At 44.9% G+C, this 23,839-nt stretch carries 23 protein-coding genes and 1 tRNA gene; 17 read left to right on the forward strand and 7 right to left on the reverse strand.

Features of this window, described 5'->3' with window-relative positions; all coding sequences use genetic code 11:
* The first annotated feature begins 66 nt into the window (after positions 1-66).
* The 3 genes from E0D71_RS08590 (at position 67) to E0D71_RS08600 (ending at position 2,554) form a co-directional block, all read left to right on the forward strand.
* Entirely contained in the window at positions 67-1,074 is a 1,008-nt protein-coding gene (locus E0D71_RS08590; protein WP_133002900.1) for a tryptophan--tRNA ligase, read from the forward strand.
* A gap of 13 nt (positions 1,075-1,087) precedes the next feature.
* Positions 1,088-1,954, forward strand: coding sequence for a Tim44-like domain-containing protein (locus tag E0D71_RS08595; protein WP_133002901.1), 867 nt, complete (start codon positions 1,088-1,090; stop codon positions 1,952-1,954).
* Positions 1,955-2,065: 111 nt separating this feature from the next.
* Positions 2,066-2,554, forward strand: a complete 489-nt coding sequence (locus E0D71_RS08600; RefSeq protein WP_133003340.1) for a chemotaxis protein CheW — start codon at positions 2,066-2,068, stop codon at positions 2,552-2,554.
* An 82-nt stretch (positions 2,555-2,636) separates the two neighbouring features.
* Here the strand turns inward: E0D71_RS08600 and E0D71_RS08605 are convergent, their stop codons facing one another.
* Complete coding sequence (locus E0D71_RS08605) at positions 2,637-3,935, reverse strand: inosine/guanosine kinase (RefSeq protein ID WP_133002902.1); 1,299 nt, start codon at positions 3,933-3,935, stop codon at positions 2,637-2,639.
* A gap of 86 nt (positions 3,936-4,021) precedes the next feature.
* On the opposite strand from E0D71_RS08605, the gene moeB reads away from it, so the two are divergent.
* Positions 4,022-4,774, forward strand: coding sequence for a molybdopterin-synthase adenylyltransferase MoeB (moeB, locus tag E0D71_RS08610; RefSeq protein WP_133002903.1), 753 nt, complete (start codon positions 4,022-4,024; stop codon positions 4,772-4,774).
* 156 nt (positions 4,775-4,930) lie between these two features.
* The gene (trxB, locus tag E0D71_RS08615; RefSeq protein WP_133002904.1) at positions 4,931-5,884 is read left to right on the forward strand and encodes a thioredoxin-disulfide reductase; all 954 of its coding nucleotides are present in this window, start codon (positions 4,931-4,933) and stop codon (positions 5,882-5,884) included.
* A gap of 123 nt (positions 5,885-6,007) precedes the next feature.
* On the opposite strand, the gene ppa is transcribed toward trxB, so the two are convergent.
* A complete protein-coding gene (gene ppa / locus E0D71_RS08620; protein WP_133002905.1) occupies positions 6,008-6,538 on the reverse strand; it encodes an inorganic diphosphatase in 531 nt (176 codons plus the stop codon).
* A gap of 191 nt (positions 6,539-6,729) precedes the next feature.
* Here ppa and ihfB point away from each other — a divergent pair, with 191 nt between their 5' ends.
* The 8 genes from ihfB (at position 6,730) to E0D71_RS08660 (ending at position 12,655) form a co-directional block, all read left to right on the forward strand.
* Positions 6,730-7,053: an integration host factor subunit beta gene (ihfB, locus tag E0D71_RS08625; protein ID WP_279433443.1), complete on the forward strand. Its 324-nt coding sequence runs from the start codon at positions 6,730-6,732 to the stop codon at positions 7,051-7,053.
* 73 nt (positions 7,054-7,126) lie between these two features.
* Positions 7,127-7,450 (forward strand): LapA family protein, encoded by a 324-nt coding sequence (locus E0D71_RS08630; protein ID WP_133002907.1) that lies wholly within the window; start codon positions 7,127-7,129, stop codon positions 7,448-7,450.
* 5 nt (positions 7,451-7,455) lie between these two features.
* Positions 7,456-8,634 (forward strand): lipopolysaccharide assembly protein LapB, encoded by a 1,179-nt coding sequence (gene lapB, locus E0D71_RS08635; RefSeq protein ID WP_133002908.1) that lies wholly within the window; start codon positions 7,456-7,458, stop codon positions 8,632-8,634.
* 111 nt (positions 8,635-8,745) lie between these two features.
* Complete coding sequence (pyrF, locus tag E0D71_RS08640; RefSeq protein WP_133002909.1) at positions 8,746-9,453, forward strand: orotidine-5'-phosphate decarboxylase; 708 nt, start codon at positions 8,746-8,748, stop codon at positions 9,451-9,453.
* A 196-nt stretch (positions 9,454-9,649) separates the two neighbouring features.
* Positions 9,650-9,961, forward strand: a complete 312-nt coding sequence (locus E0D71_RS08645; RefSeq protein ID WP_133002910.1) for a helix-hairpin-helix domain-containing protein — start codon at positions 9,650-9,652, stop codon at positions 9,959-9,961.
* 253 nt (positions 9,962-10,214) lie between these two features.
* Complete coding sequence (uvrB, locus tag E0D71_RS08650; protein ID WP_133002911.1) at positions 10,215-12,245, forward strand: excinuclease ABC subunit UvrB; 2,031 nt, start codon at positions 10,215-10,217, stop codon at positions 12,243-12,245.
* A 50-nt stretch (positions 12,246-12,295) separates the two neighbouring features.
* The gene (locus tag E0D71_RS08655; RefSeq protein ID WP_133002912.1) at positions 12,296-12,478 is read left to right on the forward strand and encodes a hypothetical protein; all 183 of its coding nucleotides are present in this window, start codon (positions 12,296-12,298) and stop codon (positions 12,476-12,478) included.
* 100 nt (positions 12,479-12,578) lie between these two features.
* A tRNA-Val gene (locus tag E0D71_RS08660) sits at positions 12,579-12,655 on the forward strand.
* 397 nt (positions 12,656-13,052) lie between these two features.
* Here E0D71_RS08660 and E0D71_RS08670 read toward each other — a convergent pair.
* Positions 13,053-14,432 (reverse strand): HEPN domain-containing protein, encoded by a 1,380-nt coding sequence (locus tag E0D71_RS08670; protein WP_133002913.1) that lies wholly within the window; start codon positions 14,430-14,432, stop codon positions 13,053-13,055.
* A 786-nt stretch (positions 14,433-15,218) separates the two neighbouring features.
* Between E0D71_RS08670 and E0D71_RS08680 the strand changes: the two genes are divergently transcribed.
* Positions 15,219-15,539, forward strand: a complete 321-nt coding sequence (locus E0D71_RS08680; RefSeq protein WP_133002914.1) for a DUF1778 domain-containing protein — start codon at positions 15,219-15,221, stop codon at positions 15,537-15,539.
* Positions 15,493-15,996, forward strand: a complete 504-nt coding sequence (locus tag E0D71_RS08685; RefSeq protein ID WP_133002915.1) for a GNAT family N-acetyltransferase — start codon at positions 15,493-15,495, stop codon at positions 15,994-15,996. Before E0D71_RS08680 ends, E0D71_RS08685 begins: the two co-directional genes overlap by 47 nt.
* 574 nt (positions 15,997-16,570) lie before the next feature.
* Here the strand turns inward: E0D71_RS08685 and E0D71_RS08695 are convergent.
* The 4 genes from E0D71_RS08695 to pssA all read right to left on the reverse strand — a co-directional run bounded on the left by E0D71_RS08695 (position 16,571) and on the right by pssA (position 21,219).
* The gene (locus tag E0D71_RS08695) at positions 16,571-17,317 is read right to left on the reverse strand and encodes an ABC transporter ATP-binding protein (protein ID WP_133002916.1); all 747 of its coding nucleotides are present in this window, start codon (positions 17,315-17,317) and stop codon (positions 16,571-16,573) included.
* Positions 17,317-18,429, reverse strand: a complete 1,113-nt coding sequence (locus E0D71_RS08700; RefSeq protein WP_207923358.1) for an iron chelate uptake ABC transporter family permease subunit — start codon at positions 18,427-18,429, stop codon at positions 17,317-17,319. The genes E0D71_RS08695 and E0D71_RS08700 overlap by 1 nt, the downstream gene beginning before the upstream one ends.
* Positions 18,429-19,604 carry an ABC transporter substrate-binding protein gene (locus E0D71_RS08705; protein ID WP_133002917.1) on the reverse strand — a complete coding sequence of 392 codons (1,176 nt, stop codon included), beginning with the start codon at positions 19,602-19,604 and terminating at the stop codon, positions 18,429-18,431. Before E0D71_RS08705 ends, E0D71_RS08700 begins: the two co-directional genes overlap by 1 nt.
* Positions 19,605-19,881: 277 nt before the next feature.
* Complete coding sequence (gene pssA, locus E0D71_RS08710) at positions 19,882-21,219, reverse strand: CDP-diacylglycerol--serine O-phosphatidyltransferase (protein ID WP_133002918.1); 1,338 nt, start codon at positions 21,217-21,219, stop codon at positions 19,882-19,884.
* 307 nt (positions 21,220-21,526) lie between these two features.
* On the opposite strand from pssA, the gene E0D71_RS08715 reads away from it, so the two are divergent.
* Positions 21,527-23,260 carry an aconitase family protein gene (locus E0D71_RS08715; RefSeq protein ID WP_133002919.1) on the forward strand — a complete coding sequence of 578 codons (1,734 nt, stop codon included), beginning with the start codon at positions 21,527-21,529 and terminating at the stop codon, positions 23,258-23,260.
* Positions 23,261-23,307: 47 nt separating this feature from the next.
* On the forward strand, positions 23,308-23,811 hold the full coding sequence (locus E0D71_RS08720) for a GNAT family N-acetyltransferase (protein ID WP_133002920.1): 504 nt from the start codon (positions 23,308-23,310) through the stop codon (positions 23,809-23,811).
* The last annotated feature ends 28 nt before the right edge of the window (positions 23,812-23,839 follow it).

The raw sequence follows: 23,839 nt of genomic DNA on the forward strand, positions 1-23,839 counted from the left end.
TTCTTTTATGGTAGGGTAAGCGTAAATTTCGACACTAAATACAGTAGAAAGAGAGTAGTAGCAGTAATGGCAAAAGAAATTGTTTTAACCGGTATTACAACTTCAGGTACACCACACTTAGGCAACTACGTGGGTGCTATTCGTCCTGCAATTGAAGCAAGCCGTCAAGACAACACGGATGCTTACTTTTTTATGGCGGATTACCATGCTTTGATCAAATGCCAAGATCCAGCACGTGTTCAACAATCTCGCCAAGAGATTGCCGCGACCTGGCTAGCGTGTGGCTTGGACACAGACAAAGCGACATTTTACCGTCAATCCGATATTCCAGAAATTGCTGAACTGAACTGGCTACTGACTTGTGTTACTTCAAAAGGTTTGATGAACCGAGCGCACGCCTACAAAGGGGCAGTAGACGCCAATCTTGCCGATAGCCAAGACCCTGATTTTGGCATCACCATGGGCTTGTTCTGCTACCCAGTGTTAATGGCGGCGGATATTTTGGCGTTTAATGCCAATAAAGTGCCTGTGGGTCGTGACCAAATTCAGCACATTGAAATGGCGCGTGATATCGCAGGCCGTTTTAACCACTTGTTCGGCCAGCACTTTACCTTACCTGAAGCGGTTGTTGGTGAAGAAGGCTCGATTTTGAAAGGCTTAGACGGCCGCAAAATGAGTAAGAGTTACAACAACACGATTCCTCTTTTTGATACTGAGAAAAAGCTTCAAAAAGGCATTAATAAAATCAAAACCAACTTATTAGAGCCAGGCGAAGCGAAAGATCCAAACGACTCTACTGTGTTTGATATCTATAAAGCGTTTGCCACACCGGAACAAACCGCTGAAATGCGTCAGAAATTTGCAGATGGTATTGCTTGGGGCCAAGCGAAGAAGGAACTTTTTGAGTTGATCAATGGTCAACTAGCTGAGCCTCGTGAAAAATATCTAGAACTGATGGCGAATCCTGCTCAGGTTGAAGAAATTCTTCAAGCTGGTGCAGAAAAAGCACGAGCTCGTGTGCGTGGATTCATTTCAGACCTTCGCAATGCCGTGGGTCTTGTAAATTTCAAATAAATTGGAGAGTTTTGTGAAATCGACTGTATATGCCATGTTAATGGCGTTTGTTTTAGCGATGGGGGTTGGTGGTTTTAGTGCTGACGTTCAAGCGAAAAAATTTGGCGGCGGTAAGAGCTTCGGGAAAAGTTTTTCTTTTTCTAAATCTAAAAGCAGCAACACATCTACTATCCCTAAAGCGACGAATACCACAGCGCCTAAGAAAAGTGGTTTTCTTGGCGGCCTAGGCGGCGGTTTACTGGGTGGTTTGTTGGCAGGTGGTATTTTTGCTGCCTTGATGGGCAGTGGCGCATTTGACGGCATTTCATTCGGCGACATTTTATTATTCGCAGTGATTGGCTTCTTGATCTATAAGTTTTTCATCGCGCCAAAGCGTCGTGCAGCACAGGCTCAAGCCGCTGGTTACGGTACTACTATGAACCGTGAAACACCGACTTCGACGCGTGATCAGTTTACGCCATCGCCTATGTCTGGCGTGCCAGGTTTTGGTGGTCAGCCAGAGTTTCAACTGCCACCGGGCTTTAATGAACAAGCGTTTGTTGCGGAAGCGAAAAACCATTACATCGCTTTGCAAAAAGCATGGGACAATAACGACTTTGATGAAATTCGCAGCTACGTCAGTGCAGACCTTTTTGTCATGCTTCAAGAAGAAAGAGCGAAGCATGGTGAGAATATGCCTCGTACTGAAGTGATTTCATTGATGGTTGAGCTTGTACGTGGTGAGTTTATTGGCTCTATTGCGTCCATCTCGCTAAAATTCTCAGGCTGGATCAAAGAAGGTGATCAGACTTCTGATACCAATGAAGTTTGGCATTTGGAAAAGAACATGTCGGATGAGAAAGGCAACTGGACGATTGTTGGTATTGAACAAGACAGTTAATAGTCGAGTCTCTCTGAGCTAGGTTTAACGCGGAGTCATTGATAAGATGGCTCCGCGTTATTGTTTTAATAAAATCGAATATGGATGTAAGTCATGTCAGAATTGGCGCCTATGAAAGAATCTGGAAAAGCCTTAGCGGAAAGCAAAAAAGGTGAATTGCTACAATATCTTACCTTTAAATTGATCGATGAAACTTACGGCATTAATGTTTTACAAATCAAAGAAGTGCTTCGCTACAGTGAAATAGCTCCAGTGCCTGGTGCGCCTTCTTATGTGTTAGGCATAGTGAATCTACGTGGTAATGTGGTTACTGTAGTGGATACGCGTGTCCGTTTCGGTTTGCCAGAATGCACGATTACGGATGATACTCGTATCATCATAATTGAGCATGATGGAGAGCAAATTGGTCTATTAGTGGACGCTGTTCAAGAAGTGTTTTACCTCTACCAAGGTGAAATTGAGCAGAGCCCAAGCGTCGGTAATGACGAAGCACTGAAGTTTATCCAAGGTGTTTACCAAAAAGACGATGAGTTGGTTATTTTGCTGGAACTTGATCGCATGTTTGAGCGCAATGAAGCGCTTGGCATCGAAGCCATGTAAGCGAATAGATCACGATTAAGCTCGAAATATGAGCCAAAAAAAACCATGCTGAGCATGGTTTTTTTGTGTCTGCTTTTCTTGTTTAGCGATCCCAGTAGGCTTCTTCTAAGCTGTCTTCTCTTTCGGGTAGGCCGCGGGAAAGACGAGGTGCGCTTTGCGCCAGAATCTCATAACTCACACGGTTTGCGTATTTACAAATCTGGGCAAAAGATGAGTAGGCAAGGAAAGGTGCCGCGTGTTTGCTGGAGTTAGGTTGCGCCTCACGATGAAAATGATTGGCTGAAATGTCGTGCAGTAACGCCGATAAGGCGCCATCCCCAGCACCATTGGTGTTACGGATTTTCTCAGGGCCACCCATGTAAGGGTCAATGTGAGAAAATACCTTAATCGGGTTTTCACAGGCTTGGCGCATCATTGGACGGCTGAATTCCCAGCGATTGAAATCTGCAACATCGGCGGATTTTATCGGGTTGGTGGTTTCTCGTTTTAGCGTGTTTTCTGTATGGCCACACAAATACAAACCGTCAGGGCCTGCAGTGAGCAGAACCATGTCTACGTAGTCGAGAATCGCATCGGCGGCTTGCAACGGGTCTGAGAAGCCAGTGAGTGCTTCCGCTTCCAGCTCGTTCATTGCCAACACATTGACATCACGTTTGATCAGCTCAAGCAGCTCATCGCGATGGTCGTCGACGAGGTGCTTTGTACCAAGCGTTAACACCGTTGGAATGTGATGCTTGTTGGCGTATGCCATGGCGCTCAGCATCGCTTGTTTAATGGGTTTTCCTTGGTGACGTAGTGGATAGGCGCAGCTCACAAAGGCCGCCGCGCCAGCAATAATGTCTTCCGGAATATGCTCATGGCTCAGTTCGTCCATATCGCCAGGTGCAATCGCAAAGGTGCGCTCGCCATCTGGAGTGATAAGGGTGATGCCACGGCCAATGTCACCATTTACTCCTTGCAAGTGGTTCATATCGACCTTGCTGCTGGTGTGGCAAATGTAGTGATAAGCAGGGGAGCCCAGTGCGATGTTGGCAGACATTACGCCGAGTAGTACGGATTTGTCATCGGCTAAAACCGAATAATTGTGAATGGTGTTGCCGATCGTACCGCCAGCAAAATGATCAGAAATACTCTGCTGAGCGGTCAGCTCTTTGTAGATCGCTGATGCGGTATCCACATCGACCAGATTGGATAACCCCTTTTGAATGTTAAAGGTCGTTAAAAAATCGTCAGAGATATTGGCAATAACATCGACAATGGTTTCGTCTAGCCCGACAATATAGGTGTCTTTATCAGGGCGAACTTCAGAGGTAGGCAAAATAGGCTTTGCTTCAGAAACTGGAAAATAGTGTTTGATTTTACGTCTACCTGGGAATTTCATACTTTTGTCCGCTGATAAGTTAATGGTTTTATTTTATCAAAACATTGACCATTCGGGCAGTTATCTAAAATAAATGTAAGAGAAAAATGAACGAATCACAGCTAGATCGATACAGTCGACAACTTTTACTGCCTAACTTTGATATTGAGGGGCAGCTTGCCTTATCGAGTGCGACGGTTTTGGTCATCGGCATGGGAGGCTTGGGTAATATTGCTGCCACCTATTTAGCGAGTGCCGGTGTGGGTGAATTAATACTAGCAGATGGCGACCATCTAGAGCTCAGTAATTTACCGCGACAAGTGCTTTATAACGAAGGCCACCTTGGGAGCAACAAAGCTCAGGCGGCAAAGGTGGAATTGCTCGCAAAAAACTCAGAAAGTCGTATTCAAGCCATCACGGAGCATTTAGCAGGGGATCCGTTGTCTCAGGCTGTGACCAAAGCGAGTGTGGTATTGGATTGCACAGACAATTATCAAGCTCGCCAAAGTATCCACCGTGCGTGCTTCAACGCAAAGACACCGTTAGTGAGCGCCGCGGCGATTCGTTGGGAAGGGCAATTGATTAGCTTTCTCTATGATCAGAACGCATCTCCTTGTTATGAATGCCTTTATCCTTCTATGTCTGACAATCAGTTAAGTTGCAGCGAAAGTGGCGTGATAGGGCCTGTGGTGGGTTCTTTGGGGGTGTTGCAGGCATTGGACGCACTCAAGATCGCCAGCGGTTGCGGCCGAGTAGAGCATGGCTTGCTGAAGTTATTTGATGGCATGGAAGGGCGGTGGCGTGAAATGCGTGTAACCCAAGACCCTGAATGCGCATTTTGCGGTAGCCAAACGGCCTAGGTGGGAAAACGCCGCGCTTGAAAAGCCATAGAAGGTCCCTATTTTAGTTATTAATATTTTTCGCTAAGCATTTTGGCGCAGATTCGTTAGAATTCGCCTCAAGAATTTTATCTGGCAAAAAACGTCAGAAACCACTTATTTACAGGAGCAAATTACATGAGCGATGTGAAACACGCTAAATTAATGATTTTGGGATCCGGTCCCGCAGGTTATACCGCCGCTGTCTATGCGGCTCGTGCTAACTTAAACCCTGTAATGATTACTGGTATGCAAATGGGCGGTCAGCTTACGACCACCACAGACGTAGACAACTGGCCAGGTGATGATCAAGGTGTGCAAGGTCCTGAACTAATGGAACGCATGCGTAAGCACGCTGAGCGTTTTGAGACTGAAATCATTTTTGATCATGTTAACAAAGTAGATTTGAATAACCGTCCATTCCGTTTAGAAGGCGATGACGGTGTTTATACTTGTGATGCGCTGATTATTTCAACGGGTGCCAGCGCTCAGTACCTTGGTCTTGAAAGTGAAACCAAATTCATGGGCCAAGGGGTTTCTGCTTGTGCGACCTGTGATGGTTTCTTTTACCGTAACCAAGACGTTGCTGTGATCGGTGGTGGTAATACCGCTGTTGAAGAAGCTCTATATTTAGCGAACATTGCGAAAACAGTGACCGTGATTCACCGTCGAGATAAATTCCGCTCTGAAAAAATCTTGTCGGATAAATTGCTAGAAAAAGCGAAAAACGGCAATGTGAAAATCGAATGGTACTCAGAATTGGATGAAGTTCTAGGTGATGCCAACGGCGTAACGGGCGTGCGTATCAAGAACAGCCAAACCGGTGAGAAGAAAGATCTAGCGGTTGCTGGTGTCTTTGTTGCGATTGGCCATAAGCCGAACACAGACATCTTCCAAGGTCAGCTAGAGATGAAAGACGGCTACCTTAAAGTGCAAACAGGCTCACAAGGCAATGCCACACAAACCAGTATCGAGGGTGTATTTGCAGCGGGCGATGTGAGTGATCACATTTATCGTCAAGCCATTACGTCAGCCGGAACAGGTTGTATGGCCGCGCTGGATGCCGAACGTTTCCTAGACTCTCTAGAATAATTGGCTATTTAGAATAGCGGGTTACTGAATTGAGAACACAAAAAAACCGATCCTAGGATCGGTTTTTTTAGATCAGTAACAAGGTGATTGAGATGCGAATCGTCTCACGTTACTCACAGTGAATTACTGAGCGTTGTAAGCTTCTACGCCTTCAACTAGGGCTTTCTTCGCTTCTTCAGCGCTTGCCCAACCTTCTACTTTTACCCATTTGCCTTTTTCAAGCGTTTTGTAGTTTTCGAAGAAGTGTTCGATTTGATCACGTAGCAATTGTGGGATGTCGTTCACATCTTGGATGTGGCCGTATTCTTTGCTCAGTTTCTCGTGAGGAACAGCAACCAATTTTGCGTCCATGCCAGCTTCGTCAGACATGTTTAACACGCCTACTGGACGACAGCGAATAACAGAACCTGCGACTACTGGGTAAGGTGTGATAACAAGAACGTCAACTGGGTCGCCGTCATCAGCCAAAGTGTTATTTACGTAGCCGTAGTTAGCAGGGTAGAACATAGGGGCTGTCATGAAGCGGTCAACAACAAGCGCGTCCATGTCTTTGTCTACTTCGTATTTCACAGGGCTCGCTTGCGCTGGAATTTCGATGATGACATTGATGTCATTTGGTAGGTCTTTGCCGGCAGGAATTTTACTATAGCTCATTGTTTTATCTTCCAATGGTGTTAAATATGGACGACATTATAAAAGCTCGCTAAGGTCTACGCCAGTTATCGAGGCAATCGACTTGTGTTTATTTACAAAAATTTTAGAAAAAATGCTTTAAATTCGACCGAAAGCTTTATAACTTATTGCTTTCTTTCTAGATTTAGCTAGTCTTACAGTGTGATCAAAATATAGTCGCGGAGACGAGAATGACAAAATCTGAGCTGATAGAACTGCTAATTGATCAGCAATCTCACTTGCCAGTGAAGGATGTTGAGGAAGCTATTAAGACAATGCTTGATCATATGTCTGATGCTCTGTCGAATGGTGAGCGTATAGAGATCAGAGGTTTTGGCAGTTTCTCATTGCATTACCGTGCACCGAGAGTGGGTCGCAACCCGAAAACAGGTGAGTCTGTTGAGCTGTCGGCAAAGTACGTTCCGCACTTCAAACCTGGAAAAGAATTGCGCGAATTGGTGAATCTACCGGATGCCGAGATAAACGAACTTAACTAATTTACGTCTTATGCCTCGAAATTTGTTAGCTATCACGGCATAATGTTGCCATTCTAATTTGGTGGGTTGTTTTATGCTTAAATGGCTGAAAAGAGTTGTTTTTACAATTCTGATTGTCTTTTTCCTTGCCGTTGGTGTGTTTTTCGCCATCAAAAACCCCCAGCTTATCCATCTTGATTTGGTTTTTTGGCAAGGACCTGAATTGAGTGTCGCTTTATACACACTTCTCTCTTTTACTATTGGTGCCTGCGTGGCTCTGATTGTGAGCTCTGTTACGTATTTTCGTTCTGAGCGTCAAGTTCGAGTGCTTAACAAGCGCCTCGAAAAAGTACAGCATGAGGTAGAGACTTTACGCAAAGCGTCTCTTGCTCAAGAACTGTCAGTAGGGAAGGAGTAACGGCGTTGACCGAAGTCGGGTTGTTTATTGTTCTTTTTGCTGCGCTTTTTTTAGGCTGGGCAATGGGGCGGAAAAACCCAGCTAAAAAGTCTAAGCGCGAGAAGAAAAGCGTGCCGCCAGACTATTTTCGCGGCCTCAATCACCTACTTAATGATCAGCATTCTGAGGCCATTGATGCCTTTGTTGATTCCCTAGAAGTCAATTCCGATACGTTTGATATCCATTTAACGTTAGGCAATTTGTTTCGCAAAAAAGGCGAAATTCAAAAAGCCATCAACGTTCATCAAAACTTACTTGCCCGTCCAGAAATCACACAGCGTGAAATGCGCATGGTGCAGCTTGAATTGGCCAGCGATTTCATGTCGGCGGGCCTATTAGACCGAGCAAGTCGTTTGTTGCTCAATATGGCAACCGCGTCTAAGAAAAGCGAATTTCATTCGAAAATTCTAACCTTGCTGGTCGACCTCTATGAGTTTGAGCAAAGCTGGGACAAGGCCATTCAAATTAGCAGTGAGCTGATTAAAGATTCCCCCACGAAGAAAGAAATCAAACGCTTAGCGCACTTTCACTGTGAGATGGCTGAAATCTTCTCGAAAAAAGAGCTGTGGAAAGAGGCCTTTCAGCATTATAAGCAGGCGCTAGGTGTCGACTCCAGCTGCGTGCGGGCCAGTGTGGGTGCCGCGAATGTGCTGAGCAGCCAACGGCGTTATCGCGATGCGATCAAAGAGCTGAAGCAGGTCGCGGAGCAAGACCCAGAATTCATTTCCATTATCATCCCGCAATTAAAAGATTGTTATCAGCGAGTTTGGGGTGGCAGTGGTTTTATTAAGTTTTTGCAAGAGCAAAATCAGAAGAAGCCATCGGCAGCGTTGATTTTGGCGCTGGCTCAGCATTACATGGAAGACGATAAAGAATACGCCGAGATGTTTTTGGTTGAACAGCTTCGTTCGCACCCGACATTAAAGGGTTTTCGAGAGCTGATTAACCTGCAAATGAAAGACTCTCGTGGACAGAATCAGCAACATCTTGAAGTTTTGTACGAATTGATTGATCAGTTGGCTCAGGTAAAACCTCAGTTCCAGTGCCGTCAGTGCGGTTTTTCTGGGTATCAACTGCATTGGCAATGCCCAAGCTGCAAAAACTGGGGTGTGGTAAAACCGATTCATGGTCTGGAAGGCGAGTAGCCTTTTCCCACGTAAAAAATAGTAGAATACCCTTAGTGATCAAACCTATTGCTGCTATTGCCATCAACGGCAATGGCTGAGCAAGTTAATATAGAAAAAAGAGGACCTTGAATGAGCTGCCAATCCCCTATAGTGGTTGCCCTAGATTACCCAACCATGGCGCAATCCATTGAGATGGCGAAACGACTTGACCCTAGTCAATGCCGAGTGAAAGTGGGTAAAGAGTTATTTACTACCGCAGGTCCTGCCATCTTAGAGGCGCTTCATAAATTAAATTTTGACGTTTTCTTAGATCTGAAATTTCATGATATTCCAAATACCGTAGCGAACGCTGTGAGTGTTGCGGCGGATGCCGGAGTGTGGATGGTGAATGTTCATGCGTCTGGTGGTCGTCGTATGATGGAAGCCTCAGCGAATGCATTGGCGCAGCGCGCTGATAATAAAACCTTGTTGATCGCCGTAACGGTATTAACCAGCATGGATCAATCGGACCTGGCTGAAGTAGGGATCGATTTGACCCCAGAACAGCATGTAAAACGTCTTGCTACCTTGGCTCAGTCTTCAGGTATGGACGGCGTAGTCTGTTCGGCGCAAGAGTCGTCTATGTTGTCTTCTGAATTGGGTAAAGACTTTGTGCTAGTAACGCCAGGGATACGCCCAGCGGGCTCTGCACAAGGCGATCAAAAGCGCATTATGACACCGTCTGAAGCAATGGCGGCAGGCAGTCATTATTTGGTAATGGGTCGTCCTATTACGCAAGCAGCAGACCCAGTCGCTGTCTTGACACAAGTAAATAAAGAGCTGGGTGTTTTCGCTTAGCCGCTGTTTACTTGCGAAAACGCTTAAAAGCTCTTACTCTAAAACCGTGATTTGTTCTTTTTGATAAAGACGATTTATTTTTGTAAATAACAACATGCCGTTCTTATTGATCAAAATAGACCGTTCTTATTCATCAAGAGTAGGTCACGGTTTTTTAATGGCAGGATGCCATGCTTCATTCATTAAAAAGGATTTTATGATGACTTCAATTCAATACGTTCGTACTTTCTTGCGCTGCGTTCTTGTGATGTTGGTGCTCTCTCCATTGGCTCTTTTTGCGGCTCAACCGCTGGATATTAATACGGCAACGGCGGATCAAATCGCTGCGGTTATGTCTGGAGTGGGTGACAAAAAGGCACACGCTATTGTTGCTTATCGAAGTGAAAATGGCCCTTTCAAAAGCCTTGATCAATTAACAGAAGTAAAAGGCCTGGGAGACGCTTTGGTTGAGCGAAACAAAGCTTTTATTCAGATTGTCGAGCCGCCAATGGTAGACGCCAAAGAATAGCGCGAGCCGATAAACACTGTGCCTTGTGTGGCAAAGTGGCGCGTTTAATTGCCAGCGATTTAAATGAGCATGTTAAAGCCAAGTGGGTCCTAGATTAACTTGGCTTTTTGCTGCTTGTTTAGGGGGGATAGTGGCCTTTTTTGTGATATTTGGCGCGCCGCTATTTTCTCTGCATTTTCTCACTATAATCAGATTTGAAGCCAAAAATTTGCTACTCTATGGCGTTGTTTGTCACTCCATTAGGTAGAAAATCGTGTCACAAGAATTTCAAGTTGTTTCTTCATATGCTCCAGCGGGCGACCAGCCTAAAGCGATTGAAAAACTCGTACAGGGTGTGGAAGCGGGTTTAGCGCATCAAACACTGCTTGGTGTGACAGGGTCTGGTAAAACCTACACAGTGGCAAACGTTATCTCTCAAGTGAAACGTCCTACTATTGTCATGGCTCACAACAAGACGCTAGCGGCTCAACTGTACGGCGAATTCAAAGAGTTTTTCCCCAATAATGCGGTCGAATATTTCGTCTCCTATTACGACTATTATCAGCCAGAAGCTTATGTGGCGGCGTCGGACACCTTCATCGAGAAAGACGCCTCAGTCAACGAGCACATAGAGCAAATGCGCTTGTCAGCGACCAAAGCCTTATTAGAGCGGGAAGACGTTATTATTGTAGCGACTGTGTCCGCTATTTATGGTTTGGGTGACCCTCAGTCTTACCTAAAAATGATGCTGCATTTGGATCGAGGCGATCGGATTGATCAGCGCGCCGTGCTGCGCCGTTTGGCTGAGTTGCAATACAGCCGCAATGATTTGGTGTTAGAGCGCGGTAACTTTCGCGTGCGCGGCGATGTGATTGAGGTGTTTCCTGCGGATTCTGAAGACACTGCGATTCGTATCGAGCTGTTCGACGATGAAGTCGAAAACTTGTCCATGATCGACCCGCTGACGAACAAAACCATTCGAAAAGTGCCTCGCGTCACGATTTACCCTAAGACTCACTATGTGACGCCAAAAGAAACCGTGGTAGCGGCGATTGAACGCATCAAGGTTGAGTTAGATGAACGATTAGAACAGCTTAAATCGCTCAATAAATTGGTCGAATTACAACGCTTAGAACAGCGTACTCGTTATGATTTAGAAATGATGCAAGAGCTTGGTTATTGTTCAGGTATCGAGAACTACTCACGTTATTTGTCGGGTCGAGAAGAGGGATCGCCGCCGCCAACGCTGTTTGATTATTTGCCAGCTAACGCGTTATTAATAATCGATGAATCTCACGTGACCGTGCCGCAAATTGGCGCCATGTACAAAGGCGACCGCTCGCGCAAAGAAAATCTGGTTGAATACGGCTTTCGTTTGCCGTCTGCATTAGATAACCGACCGATGCGCTTTGAAGAGTGGGAGCAGATTAAACCTCAAACCATCTTTGTTTCGGCGACGCCTGGCAAATACGAAGAAGAGCACCAAGATTGGGTAGTTGAGCAAATTGTGCGTCCTACTGGATTGGTTGACCCCATATTAGAAGTGCGCCCTGTGGCAACACAGGTGGACGATTTACTGTCTGAAATTAATAAGCGTGCCCCTATTGGTGAGCGGGTGTTGGTGACTACTTTAACCAAGCGCATGTCTGAAGATTTAACCGATTATCTAAACGATCACGGTGTACGGGTGCGTTATTTGCACTCGGATATAGATACCGTCGAGCGGGTAGAGATTATTCGTGATTTGCGCTTGGGAGAGTTTGATGTGCTTGTCGGGATCAACTTGTTACGAGAAGGTTTGGACATACCAGAAGTCAGCTTGGTGGCAATTTTGGACGCCGACAAAGAAGGCTTTTTGCGTTCAGAGCGCTCGCTGATTCAGACTATTGGTCGTGCTGCTCGTAACGTTAACGGTCGTGCCATTTTGTACGCGGATCGAATCACAGGTTCTATGGAGCGCGCGATGAGTGAAACCACTCGCCGTCGAGCCACACAGGAAGCCTATAATGAAGAGCATGGCATCACACCGACCGGTATCACGAAATCCGTCGAAGACATTCTAGAAGGCGCTTATAACCCTGGCGCGGGCAAAGGTCGAGGCAAGCAAGCGAAGAAAGTGGCAGAAACCGCGAAAGACTATCAAGTAGAGAGCATGGAAGACGTAGCGCAAGTGCGTAAAGCCATGATACAACTACAAAAAGAAATGGTCATTGCCTCTGAGAGTTTGAAATTTGAACTGGCGGCGGGCTACCGTGACCAGATACACCAGTTACAGAGAAAACTAAAGGATGTCGGTGAAGCTTAAGATAAGCAGGCAAAATACCTGACACTTAAGATAAAAAACAAGAGGATACTATGGCTATTACGCTTCGTAATTACAACATTGTTCGAGTGATTGATAATGGTGTCATCGTAAACTGTACCGTGATTTCGATGTGTTATGAATTCGCCACAGTGAAGTTTCGGGGTAAGGAATACAAGGTACCTTATCATCTAATTGATGAGGTGGTTGGGCACGAATTGCTGATCCCTGTTTGATCACAGAGAGGGACTTTTCTCTCGATAAAACAAACACTTCAAAAAAATGCGTCAAAGGCTTGTCAAAGCCAAACTCCTGCGTATAATAGCCAGCACTTTTAGGACTATAGCTCAGTTGGTTAGAGCGCATCCTTGACATGGATGAGGTCGGCAGTTCGAATCTGCCTAGCCCTACCAAATTCTAAGAAAGCCTCGATATTGTGATTGCTCACGACATCGAGGCTTTTTTGTATCTACAAGCCACAAACCTCCCTCCAATAAACTGCTCCGCTTACTGAATCAAGAGCCGAACCCCTTTTTGCCCCACAAACCTCTTGCACTGTTAACAGGACAGGCACTCCAAGAAGTCAGTGTTTTCGCGGTTCTTAGCATGGGTGTCCTGATAAGTTTTTCTGATAAGTTTCCTGATAAGTTCCATAAGTTTCCCTAGATTTACCAGGCAACCCAAACCTCGTCGCCGAAGGTATCCTCACCCTAAACGACACTTTCCCACCCGAAATGAAAGGCAACTGGTCCATCGACAAAGTCACCGCACGAGGCGACAGCAAAGCAGGGTATAGGTATGCTGTGGTTTCTAGTTAGGTGGTTTGAGATTATCAATAAAATCAGGCAGTTTTCTTTTAAAGCCTGTTTCATTAAGCCCTTTTTTACCGAAATGAGAAAAAATTTGTAATGCAAGTAAGAGAGTAGTTGCTGTGAAATTAACAATATCAAAATTAAAGTTTTTATTGTAAGAGTCGCCATGGGCAATGCGGCTTCGGGCATTATAAAGAGTTGCTGCATATTCTTTAGTATGATTTGATTTTTTATTTTTATTAGAATGATTTATTAAATAAACTCTATTTTTGAAGTTGTCAGTTGTTTTGCTCTCATCGTCAAAGTTTACTAGTGTTTCAATGGAGATTGTTAGTTTTACTATTTGTAATTCTTTATCCTTTTCATCGATTGCGTCTGAAAACCATTTAAATGATCTTGTAAATAATTCTCCAATTGATTTCTCAAAGCTATCATTTTTTATGATCTTATCTGCTATGCTAAATAATAAATCATAAGTTTCTTTGTTTTCAGTTGAAAAGGTATTAAGGTTTTTCCAGAATTTATCATATGAGTCATTGTTATAATTAAATTTATATGACACAGACTCTTCCATTTTATTTCCATTTTTTTCATAAAGGAAAAAATTGAAAGTGTGTGGTTTTTTTGTTTCACTCCTGATGATAGGGTTTAAGAAATTATTGTTACCAAAGAAAAAACCATATAAAACCAGAAGAGCGTCAAGTGAGAAATTACTTGCTTTTAAAGCTCTTTTTTCAGCATATTTAAATGATGTATTAATGTCGGAAAAGATTGTTATGTAGCGGTTAGGTTCGAAGTCTCTGCTATTTTTATATCTGTCTAGATAGTCTTTTTTTGAATATTTTTCGGAAATATTATCGATTTTAATGTTTTTGCTTAGTTTTATTTCTTCTGTTAATCTAATTGTGTGTAATGGAAATTTGAAGGTGTAATTAGAAAGGCTGCTCTTTTGTTCTTTTATTTTATTGGTGATGATTTTTTCTAATGATGAATTTTTATCTTTGTTCTCTGATATTAAATTTGGATGTATTTTTTCATTAATAAGATCAAAAGCAATGTAGTCGACTAATGTGTTGATCTCTGATTTCTCAATAAATATTTGGTTGCTTTTTTTTAATATTTCCGAAATCTGGTTGGTTATTTTGACTGTGTTCTTGTTTTTATATAACTGAGGTGCTGTAGGTATTCCTCTCGTTATTCTTTCCTTTATTTCTATTGCTTTTTCTCTAGAATATGGTTCGATGATGCCTCCAATTTTAAAGTCACTTTTTTTGATGTGTTCACGTGAGTCTTCTTGAAAGGATTTGTGCTCGTGTGCATACTGCTCAATTAAATCATCAAACAATTTATATAATTTTTTATTTATCTGTACTGCCATGTAATGCTCTAATCCAATGATGATCCTAAAAAATCATTTTTAAACAGATCTACTCTTAAAACAACACCTATTCCATAACCCCACTCGAATCTTGATCCAACATTCTCCTTGCACTGGCAAAATCCAGTGCCGGGATTCGAACCTCGTTTTACATAGTGACCTAAAACACTCACTGTGTGTTTTTTTGTGGCCGGAGTTCGCCTGTTATGATGGGTCTTTGTTGGGCCAGCTTCGGTTGGGCCGTACCTTTGGGTGATTGTGAGAGCCCAGATTAACAGGACAGGCACTCCAAGAAGCCAGCACTGTTAACAGGACAGGCACCTCAAGAAGCCAGTGTTTTCGCGGTTCTTAGCATGGGTGTCCTGATAAGTTTGCTGATAAATTTCCTGATAAGTTCCATAAGTTTCCCTAGATTTACCAGGCAACCCAAACCTCGTCGCCGAAGGTATCCTCACCCTAAACGACACTTTCCCACCCGAAATGAAAGGCAACTGGTCCATCGACAAAGTCACCGCACAAGGCGACAGCAAAGCAGGGTATAGGTGTACCGTAGTGGCGAGTGAAGTGGTTTGAATGGTGCCATTTTGGCAACACGTTGGCACTGGTGTGAGCGTGGTGTCATAATGGCATCAAGCAGTGTTTTTTCTGCTTTTCTTTAACTTACAAGGGGTAAAAAATGAAAAATCAAAATGTGAAAGCAGTAACTTAACAGTTAACGGAGTTAGTACGAAACAGAGAAAAATACAAAAATTTTGGCCGAATTATAAGTAGGCCAAGGAGAATGCTATGACTATATCTCATGTACAAGAAAATGTGCGGCTCGTTGCCAGAGCCCCAAAAGATGTTCAAGAGATCATTACTAATGCGGCGGAGTTATCCGGTGCCTCAATGTCTCAGTTTATGATTGATGCAGCCTTAGATAAGGCAAAAGAAGTGGTAGAACGAAATAGACTGCTAATGTTGTCTATGGAAGGAGCTAACCGATTTTTTGAAGCATTAGACAATCCGCCAGAGATTCAACATCTTGATGACGCTTATAAAGCGCTAAAGGGTTATGAAAATGGCACTGTCACCTTTGAAAGAAAGCCACAATCGAAAACGTTTTGATTGTGGCAATGAGCGAATTAACAAATTTCTAAAAGAGTCTGCGAACAGTGCAGCAAAACGAAACCTATCTAGGACGTTTGTTCTGGAGGGGAGCGATGAAACAGACATCGCGGGCTTCTACTCGCTCAGCAATATTGAGGTCAAAGTTCCTGTACCTCATAGAATGTACAAGAAATACCCTAACCCATTGCCCGGCGTGACATTAGCCAGAATGGGGGGGGATAAAGGTTACCAAGGGCAGGGCATCGCCAAAATCATGGTAGTCGATGCAATGCGGCGTACACTGCTAATAAATGAGAACATGGGCGTCGTTGGACTGTTCGTAGACGCCGAAGACGATGACCTCGTTACATTTTACCAGAATCGCGGCTTCATCTTCCTTCAAAGGGAAGAACACACCTCTAAATTTTGGATGCCGATCGACTCCATTGCAGCTTTCTTCAAAGATCGACAATAACCTATTAAGACAGCAATCCATTACGGATTGCTGTCTTAATTATTCCTTATCAATAGCCACCCAAAACGACATCATCCCGCCCGAAATGAAAGGCAATTGGCCCATCGACAAAGTCACCGCACGAGGCGACAGCAAAGCAGGCTATCGGTGTACGGTTGTTGCAAGTGAAGTGGTTTGAGTTTAATTTAACTCTGACCCTAATTATCGTAGGCACAAAGGCACTGTTAACAGGACAGGCACTCTAAGAAGTCAGTGTTTTCGCGGTTCTTAGCATGGGTGTCCTGATAAGTTGCTGCTGACTAAAGGGTCGAACCCCTTTTTTGCCCCACAAACCTTTTGTAGGCACAAACACTGTTAACAGGACCACTGTTAACAGGACAGGCACCTCAAGAGGGCAGTGTTTCCGGGGTTCTTAGCATGGGTGGCCTGATAAGTTCCGTTTGGGCGATTGTGAGAGCCCAGGTTGACAAGACATACACTCCAAGAAGCTAGTGTTTTCGAGGTTCTTAGCATGGGTGTCCTGATAAGTTTCGGGGTTCTTAGCATGGGTGTCCTGATAAGTTCCATTAGGTAATCACAGTCTGGCGGCAATGATGGGGTAGTCATCCAGTTGGATGATTTGTGAATTGACGTTGAAGATGTTTTGTATGAGTTGCTGGTCAATAATATGTCTCGGTTCGCCATAGGCAAATAACTCGCCGTTGTGCAGTGCTGCGACTTTGTGAGAATACTGGATGGCTAAATTCAGGTCGTGCATAACCATGATGGCGCAGGCGTTATTGTGTTTTGTGTAGCATTTAACGAACTCTAGCAGCTTGAACTGGTTGTGCATGTCGAGGGCGGCGGTGGGTTCGTCTAACACCAATACTTTCGGCGTGTTTATCACGGCTTGCGCGAGCCCTACCATTTGGCTTTCACCGCCAGAAAGCTCTGCGCAGATTTTATTCGCCAGCGACATAATGCCGATACTTTCCAATAAGGCAAGCACCTTTTCTGCGCTGTTGGCTTTCGTGAAAAGCGAATTTGAGCCAACGTGCATCGTTGTGATCAGCAGCTCAAGTACCGTGATATTGGCGGCGACACGATGGTCTTGTGGCAGATAGCCAATGTCGTCCAGCGCCAATGGCTTTCCTGCGAACAAAACCGACTGAGTATCAAGGCGAATGCGTTTGGTGATTTGTTTGAGTACGGTTGATTTGCCCGCGCCATTTTTGCCAATTAACGAGACCATCTCCCCAGGGTAGATTTCTGGGATGCTCATGTTGTTTAAAATGACGTTGTTGCCAAAGGAAACACACAGACGGTTGATTTTAAGCGTCATTAGAATTTTCCTCCTTTTTTGATGATCAAGAAGATAAAGAAGGGAATGCCCACCATCGACATCATCACGGTTAATGGCAATATGATGCCCGGCATAATTGATTTACTGGCAATGGAAGCAAGCTCAAGCAATACCGCGCCGAGTAAGAAAGAAGCGGGCAAGAAAAAGCGCTGATCTTCACCTAAAACCATGCGCGCAATGTGCGGAGCGACTAGACCAACAAAGCCAATGGCGCCAACAAACGCGACGGACAACGAGGTGATTAATGACACCAGCAGCAGTGTTTTAATGCGCAGGCGCTTAACATTGATGCCCATGGATTCTGCTCGTTCTATGCCGACTTTTAAGGATGACAGTTTCCATGAGTCCTTCATCATGATGGCCAAAACGATGGGCAACAAAATGGCTAAGATCGCGATTTTGTCCCAGCTTCCACGATCTAATGAGCCCAGGTGCCAAAACACTAAGGTTTGCAGCTGTGTCTCGGTCGCAATGTATTGCATCATGGTCAACAAGCCTTCGTAGGCGAACATGATAGCCACCCCAAACAACATCACGCCTTCAATGGATATGCGTTTGATGGACGAAATGCCAGCAATCATAAAGGTGGTTAACAAACACATGACAAAGGCCATCGCCGCCACTTGATATTGCTGAGGAATAAATGGCACAGCAATAATGTTTGTGATGACCAGAGACGCGCCAAAGCCAGCCGCCGCCGAAACGCCAAAGGTGTAGGGATCAGCCAATGGGTTGTTTAATGTGGTTTGCATCTGAGCGCCAGCAATGGCGAGGGCGCCGCCCACGAATGGCGCCATTAGAGACATCGGCATGCGAATGTCCCAAATGATCGTTCGACTGGCAATGTCGCTGGAGCTTGGGAAGAAAATGCCGTGAATCACTTGTGTGAAAGTGAGCCCATGGGAGCCGATAAGAATGTCTGCAATGAGCCCCACAATGCTTAATAAGAAAAACACACAAAGGGCCAGTTTTTTCCTTTTCAGGCGTAAGTGATGCAGCGCGAGTGCAGAACTTAACTCTGCATTGTGTGTTTTTTGCGCCAACTCGTTGGTGTGTTCTATGGCGTCTGAAGCGAAACCCATGTCACTCATTATTGCATGGCCTCAGTGTTATTCTGCCCGAATATGCCGGCCACTTTACGATGCCCAAAGCGTAAATTCATTTCTTCAAACGTGTGCTCAGGATCAAGGTCTTTAAATTGCTCAGGGTGAAGCCATTTCGCAAAGTATTCAATGGCGACTAGGTTATAAGGTGAGTTGTAAAAAGGCATGTAGATCGAATAAACATCGTGATTTTGATACGCCTTGGTGGCTTTGATAAAAGGCCTGTTCATTAATTCGCTGGTCGCCTTTTTGATGCCATCCTTGTGGACAGGGCCGTACCCTAAAGGGATGCCAGCGGTGGCATTACCGTCTTTATCAATCCATCCGGTCGATTGCATAATGTACACATCAGGTTGATCTACTATGATGCTTTCTGCCGACATTTGGCCAGTAACAGCGCCTTTTAATGGTTTTTCGGCGATATTCGTCGCACCTAGATAAGGGATATAAGCCCCCATGTTGCCCGTAGCAAAAGTCCGGCAGCATGATGTGTTATAACCAGCCGCACGCTCTATAAAGACTTTTTTGTGCTTTTCGCTTTCTGGCAAAGAGGCAATAGTGTCGGTAATGGCTTTGATGTGTTCTTGGTAGTAATCAGCAAAGTGCTGGCCTTGTTCTTTTCGCCCTAAAGCGGTGGCAAGGCTTGTGACAGACTGTAGCGTGTTTTTAATCGGATGTTCTCGGAAATCGACCGCGAGTACTTTAATGCCTGCTTTGTCTAACTTTTTAAGCAGGCCTTTTTCTTCTGCTATTTTGATGTTGGCTAGGTCGACGACAAACAAATCAGGTTTGTGGGTCATATTGATAAAACGTTCAGTGTCGAATTCGCTGGTTTGAATCTTGCCTATTTTCATTAGGTTTTTAAGTTCAGGATACACTTTGGTGTAGTTGGAATACATGCTTGGAGCGGATAGGCGCATATCATCACGCCAAACAACAAGGTGTTTGATGGCATCTTTCTGATACATAATTTCAAGCAATGGCATTAATCGACCTGTGGAAAGTGCGATATTTTCTGGTTGGCTATTGATGGTAATAGTGCGGCCTGCGACATCGGTAACTGTGACTGGAAAGGTGTCAGCCAGTGCGATGTGAGAGGTAATCGCGCAGAGGCTTGTGATAAGAGTGTTGAATACGCGTCGCGTGCAGCTGGATTGTCCCATGAAAGTATCACCTTAAGAATGACCGTGGTTGGAAGTGGTGTTTATGATAATGAATTTCATTAGCATCTTCAATGTAACTTTATGTAAACAGGTATAAGTTTATTGAAGAGCAAAATGTCTTCTATGGACGTGCTGTATGGCTGGCTTGTTTTATGGCGGGCAGGCAAAGGTGATCATGTATTCGTAAAAGAGGTATCGCAGAAAGCGATTGTTGGCTTGTAACGTGAGCAAAAACAAAAAAGGAGCCTATTGGCTCCTTTTTTGTTTTCTTCGTGTATTACAAAATGCGTTTTAGCAGACGGTCGGCTCTGGTGCGAATAACCCGTCTTAGTAATCGCTTCACCCTAGTAGGGTAGTGTCGAATACTTTCAAGCTGGCGGTAGCTTTCAACCCGTTTTGTGTGGGTCAGTATATTATCGAATTCGGCACTGAATTTTTCTTCTAGTAGACCTTCAGGGTCTTGAATAAAAAGACCGTTTTCAAGATCTAATGTCCAGGCTCTTGGGTTGATGTTGTTGCCTGTGAGCAGCATGGCTTGTCGATCGACCCAAATGCCTTTTAGATGGTAGCTGTTGGTGTCGTGCTTCCAGAGGTGAATGGAAAGATCGCCAGATTGGATGTAACTCTCATTGGCACGGGCGAAACGACGCAGCGTTATTTCATAAAGGTAAGGCAGCCCGCCAATGACTTTAAAAGGTTGCTCTGGCGAAATGTAAAAGTCGTTCGCCGTTTTATCGCCAATAATAACATGCACTTTTACACCGCGTTTGATCGCTCTTTTTACTTCTCTAATGACGGTTTTTGGTGGATTAAAATACGGCGTACAGAGGTAAATCTCTTGCTGTGCAGAAGCCAGTAATTGGACGATGGTCTGGTTTAGCTTGTTGTTTCGTTTACCGACACCCAGTAGTGGTGTGATGGCCACCTGACCTTTTTCTATGGCTTCATGAGCGACTGAGTAGCTCGTTTTTGATAAGGACAAACGAAAGCGTTTAATGGACGCTCTGAGTTCTTTGGTGGTCGGAAGGGTTGTTTGAGAGAGATCGTGCACAGCAGGGTGGTCGATCATTTTTTGACGAATAAAGTCCGTCATGCTGTTTGCCAGAGCAGCGTTCTCGATCACATGATAGCGGTCAAAACGGTAGCGTTCTTGGTAATGCAGGTAGATGTTATTTAAGCTGGCGCCACTGTAAATGACAGTGTCATCAATAATGAAACCTTTTAAGTGCAGCACCCCAAAGACTTCTCGGTTGCGTACCGGAATCCCATACACTGAGATTTTATGTTCATAGCGCTTTGCATACTCTTGATAGAAAGCCGCATTGCCTGTGCTTTTATCGGCGCCGATAAGACCACGTTGCGCTCGATGCCAATCGACACAGATTGCAATATCAAGGTTTGGATTCTGCTGCTTCGCTTGATAAACGGCGGACAATACTTCGCGTCCTGCTTCATCATTTTCCAGATAAAGAGCGGTTAAATAAATGCGCTGTTTGGCGTTTTTAATGGCATCAAGTAACTGCTCACGAAAACACTGGGCAGAATGCAGTATTTGAAACTGATCGGGATGAAGCGAAAAAGTGGGCAATGAATCAAATGAAGATCTAATTGGCATGATACCGGTAGGCTACCTTTTATATTGTGCTAACGAATAACTATAACAAAACCGTAAATTTTTGCCCATAAAATAAGGGTTTGCTTTACTTTTAATTTTCAAACGTACTTATTTTTTAAGCAAAAGAGAAGGCTTTTCGGGGGCTAAAAAAGACACCTATTGAGTCTGTTAAGACGTCACAAGAGAGTAGGTAGGAGAGTGTGAGAGTGTCTTTATGACAGATGGGCTAATTCCTTGTGATGTGTCTTGTATAGAAAACGGATAATCGCTAGATTGGTCATAAGGTCACTAAAAGAAAGGACACGAAATGTTACCTGATGACGTTATAAAACGCGCGCAACGAGTGCTTATCCATGGGAAAGGGGATGGTAATGTGCTGTTTTCTCATGAAGGCTTAAGCCTTTGGGGAGGCGTAGACCCACACACCAGTGAGGTCATAGATCGTCATCATCCGTTATCTGGTCAACGCTTGGCTGGCAATGTTTTAGCCATTCCATGCGGGCGTGGGTCTTGTACCGGCAGCGGCGTGCTGATGGAGCTGATGTTAAAAGGCTTAGCGCCTTCCGCCATTATTATTAATCAGCCAGAAGACATTTTGACCTTGGGCGTCTTGGTGGCAGAAGAAATGTTTGCTTGCTCTATTCCTGTTATCGCGCTTTCCAGTGCGGACTTTAATGCGCTAGAACAAGTGACTTGGCTGTCTGTATCGGGCGACCAATGGAGCGCCAGTGAGACGCTGCCCGAGGTTGATAATCCTGCTCGACCCTCTTCACTTCGATTGTCTGAGTTCGACCTCGCGTGTTTGCAGGGTGAGCATGGCAAGGCGCATCAAGCCGCTATGCGGATTATTACCCGCATGGCAGAGCTGCAAGGAGCGCCGTGTTTATTGGATATTTCTCAAGCCCACATAGACGGGTGCATTTACACGGGGGAAGCCGGGCTGCGCTTTGCTCAAACCTTGGTGGAATGGGGCGCAAAGGTCTCGGTACCAACATCGTTAAACTCAATTTCAGTGGATCGTCAGCGTTGGCAACAACAAGCTGTACCTACGGAGTTTGCCAAGGCGGCCAATGATCTCGCTGATGCCTATTTGAACATGGGGTGCTCGGCGACTTATACCTGTGCGCCGTATTTATTGGAAGGCGCGCCACAGCAAGGGGCGCAAATTGCTTGGGCAGAATCCAATGCGGTGGTGTTTGCCAACAGTGTGTTGGGCGCTCGATCGTTAAAATACCCAGATTATTTAGACATTTGCATGGCCATTACGGGGCGAGCGCCATACATTGGTTGTCATCTAGAGAGCGAACGAAAAGCCCGCTATGTGGTAAAGGTAGAGAAGCCTGCGCAGGCCGATGAAGCTTTTTACCCTTTGCTAGGCTACTGGCTTGGCAAGCACAGTCATGGTCGTATTCCTGCGGTTGTCGGTTTAGCAACGGCGGGGGTGACGCTTGATGATTTAAAAGCCTTGGGGGCTGCGTTTGCGACCACGTCATCGGCGCCCATGTTTCATATCGTAGGTGTGACACCAGAGGCTGTGACGCTCGACGCTGTCATTGTTTCGCAAGAAGTGCCAGTAATGGCGGTCGATGGCACTGAGTTGGCCAAGATTTGGCGGTCATTGAATTCTACTGACGCGGAGCGCATTGCGATGGTGTGTTTGGGCAATCCGCATTTTTCACTCAGTGAAATTGAGCGCTTAGCGGGCTTGGTGTTAGGCAAAGAAAAAGCACCAGAGACGCGTCTGGTGATCACGTGCAGTCGAGTCATTTATGAGCACGCGCAAGCCCATGTCTCCACCTTGACGGAGTTTGGTGTGGAGTGGATCACAGATACCTGCTGGTGCATGATAGATAAGCCCATTTTGCCGACAGAAGAGCACACCATGATGACAAATTCCGCTAAGTACGCACATTATGGGCCTGGTATTTCAGGGTGTGGCGTGCGTTTTGGCAGTTTAGAAGAGTGTGTGCAAGCCGCACTGACCAGTCAGCAAGTGTTTGCGTTGCCACAGTGGCTAGTGGCGTCCCACGATAGTCTATGATTTAACGTTTAAATGGCATTTTATTTGAGTGGTTTTTTGGAGGCATGATGGAAATTCGGAAAGTTAAATTCTCTGATGTTGAGCAAATTACGGCGATTTATAATTTCTATGTCGAAAATACCCAAGTAACTTTTGAAGAGGAGTGCGCTACCCCAGACGAGATGCACTCACGGGTTGAAAAAGTGATTCAGCGTGACCTGCCATGGCTGGTGCTGGAAAACGAAGAAGGGGAGGTGTTGGGCTATGCCTATGCGTCACCCTGGCACAATCGCAGTGCTTATCGGTTTACCGTGGAAGCGACGGTTTACCTTATGCCAGAAGTGCAAGGGCAAGGCTACGGAACCATCTTATACGAAGCTTTATTAGCCTTGCTGCATAAAAAAGACATTAAAAGTGTCTTGGGCGTGATTGCGCTGCCAAATGAAGCAAGCATAGCGCTGCATGAGGCATTGGGCTTTGAAAAAGTAGGTGAATTTTCTGAGGTAGGCTTTAAATTCCAGCAGTGGATCAGTGTTGGTTATTGGCAGTTGATACTAGAGCAAAATGACTAAATGATGGCATCAAACGCTGAGTCATGAC

The sequence above is a fragment of the Marinomonas sp. KMM3893 genome (genome assembly GCF_004352855.1).
Classification (GTDB): Bacteria; Pseudomonadota; Gammaproteobacteria; order Pseudomonadales; family Marinomonadaceae; genus Marinomonas; species Marinomonas arenicola.

Excerpts from the sequence above, each read along its gene's own strand:
- moeB (WP_133002903.1), top strand. The coding sequence starts at position 4,022 with ATGAACGAATCACAGCTAGATCGATACAGTCGACAACTTTTACTGCCT.
- E0D71_RS08605 (WP_133002902.1), bottom strand. The coding sequence starts at position 3,935 with ATGAAATTCCCAGGTAGACGTAAAATCAAACACTATTTTCCAGTTTCT.
- E0D71_RS08645 (WP_133002910.1), top strand. The coding sequence starts at position 9,650 with ATGATGACTTCAATTCAATACGTTCGTACTTTCTTGCGCTGCGTTCTT.
- E0D71_RS08720 (WP_133002920.1), top strand. The coding sequence starts at position 23,308 with ATGGAAATTCGGAAAGTTAAATTCTCTGATGTTGAGCAAATTACGGCG.
- E0D71_RS08700 (WP_207923358.1), bottom strand. The coding sequence starts at position 18,429 with ATGAGTGACATGGGTTTCGCTTCAGACGCCATAGAACACACCAACGAG.
- trxB (WP_133002904.1), top strand. The coding sequence starts at position 4,931 with ATGAGCGATGTGAAACACGCTAAATTAATGATTTTGGGATCCGGTCCC.
- ppa (WP_133002905.1), bottom strand. The coding sequence starts at position 6,538 with ATGAGCTATAGTAAAATTCCTGCCGGCAAAGACCTACCAAATGACATC.
- pyrF (WP_133002909.1), top strand. The coding sequence starts at position 8,746 with ATGAGCTGCCAATCCCCTATAGTGGTTGCCCTAGATTACCCAACCATG.
- E0D71_RS08685 (WP_133002915.1), top strand. The coding sequence starts at position 15,493 with ATGGCACTGTCACCTTTGAAAGAAAGCCACAATCGAAAACGTTTTGAT.
- E0D71_RS08655 (WP_133002912.1), top strand. The coding sequence starts at position 12,296 with ATGGCTATTACGCTTCGTAATTACAACATTGTTCGAGTGATTGATAAT.
- E0D71_RS08600 (WP_133003340.1), top strand. The coding sequence starts at position 2,066 with ATGAAAGAATCTGGAAAAGCCTTAGCGGAAAGCAAAAAAGGTGAATTG.
- E0D71_RS08680 (WP_133002914.1), top strand. The coding sequence starts at position 15,219 with ATGACTATATCTCATGTACAAGAAAATGTGCGGCTCGTTGCCAGAGCC.
- pssA (WP_133002918.1), bottom strand. The coding sequence starts at position 21,219 with ATGCCAATTAGATCTTCATTTGATTCATTGCCCACTTTTTCGCTTCAT.
- E0D71_RS08630 (WP_133002907.1), top strand. The coding sequence starts at position 7,127 with ATGCTTAAATGGCTGAAAAGAGTTGTTTTTACAATTCTGATTGTCTTT.
- E0D71_RS08695 (WP_133002916.1), bottom strand. The coding sequence starts at position 17,317 with ATGACGCTTAAAATCAACCGTCTGTGTGTTTCCTTTGGCAACAACGTC.
- E0D71_RS08670 (WP_133002913.1), bottom strand. The coding sequence starts at position 14,432 with ATGGCAGTACAGATAAATAAAAAATTATATAAATTGTTTGATGATTTA.
- E0D71_RS08715 (WP_133002919.1), top strand. The coding sequence starts at position 21,527 with ATGTTACCTGATGACGTTATAAAACGCGCGCAACGAGTGCTTATCCAT.
- E0D71_RS08590 (WP_133002900.1), top strand. The coding sequence starts at position 67 with ATGGCAAAAGAAATTGTTTTAACCGGTATTACAACTTCAGGTACACCA.
- E0D71_RS08705 (WP_133002917.1), bottom strand. The coding sequence starts at position 19,604 with ATGGGACAATCCAGCTGCACGCGACGCGTATTCAACACTCTTATCACA.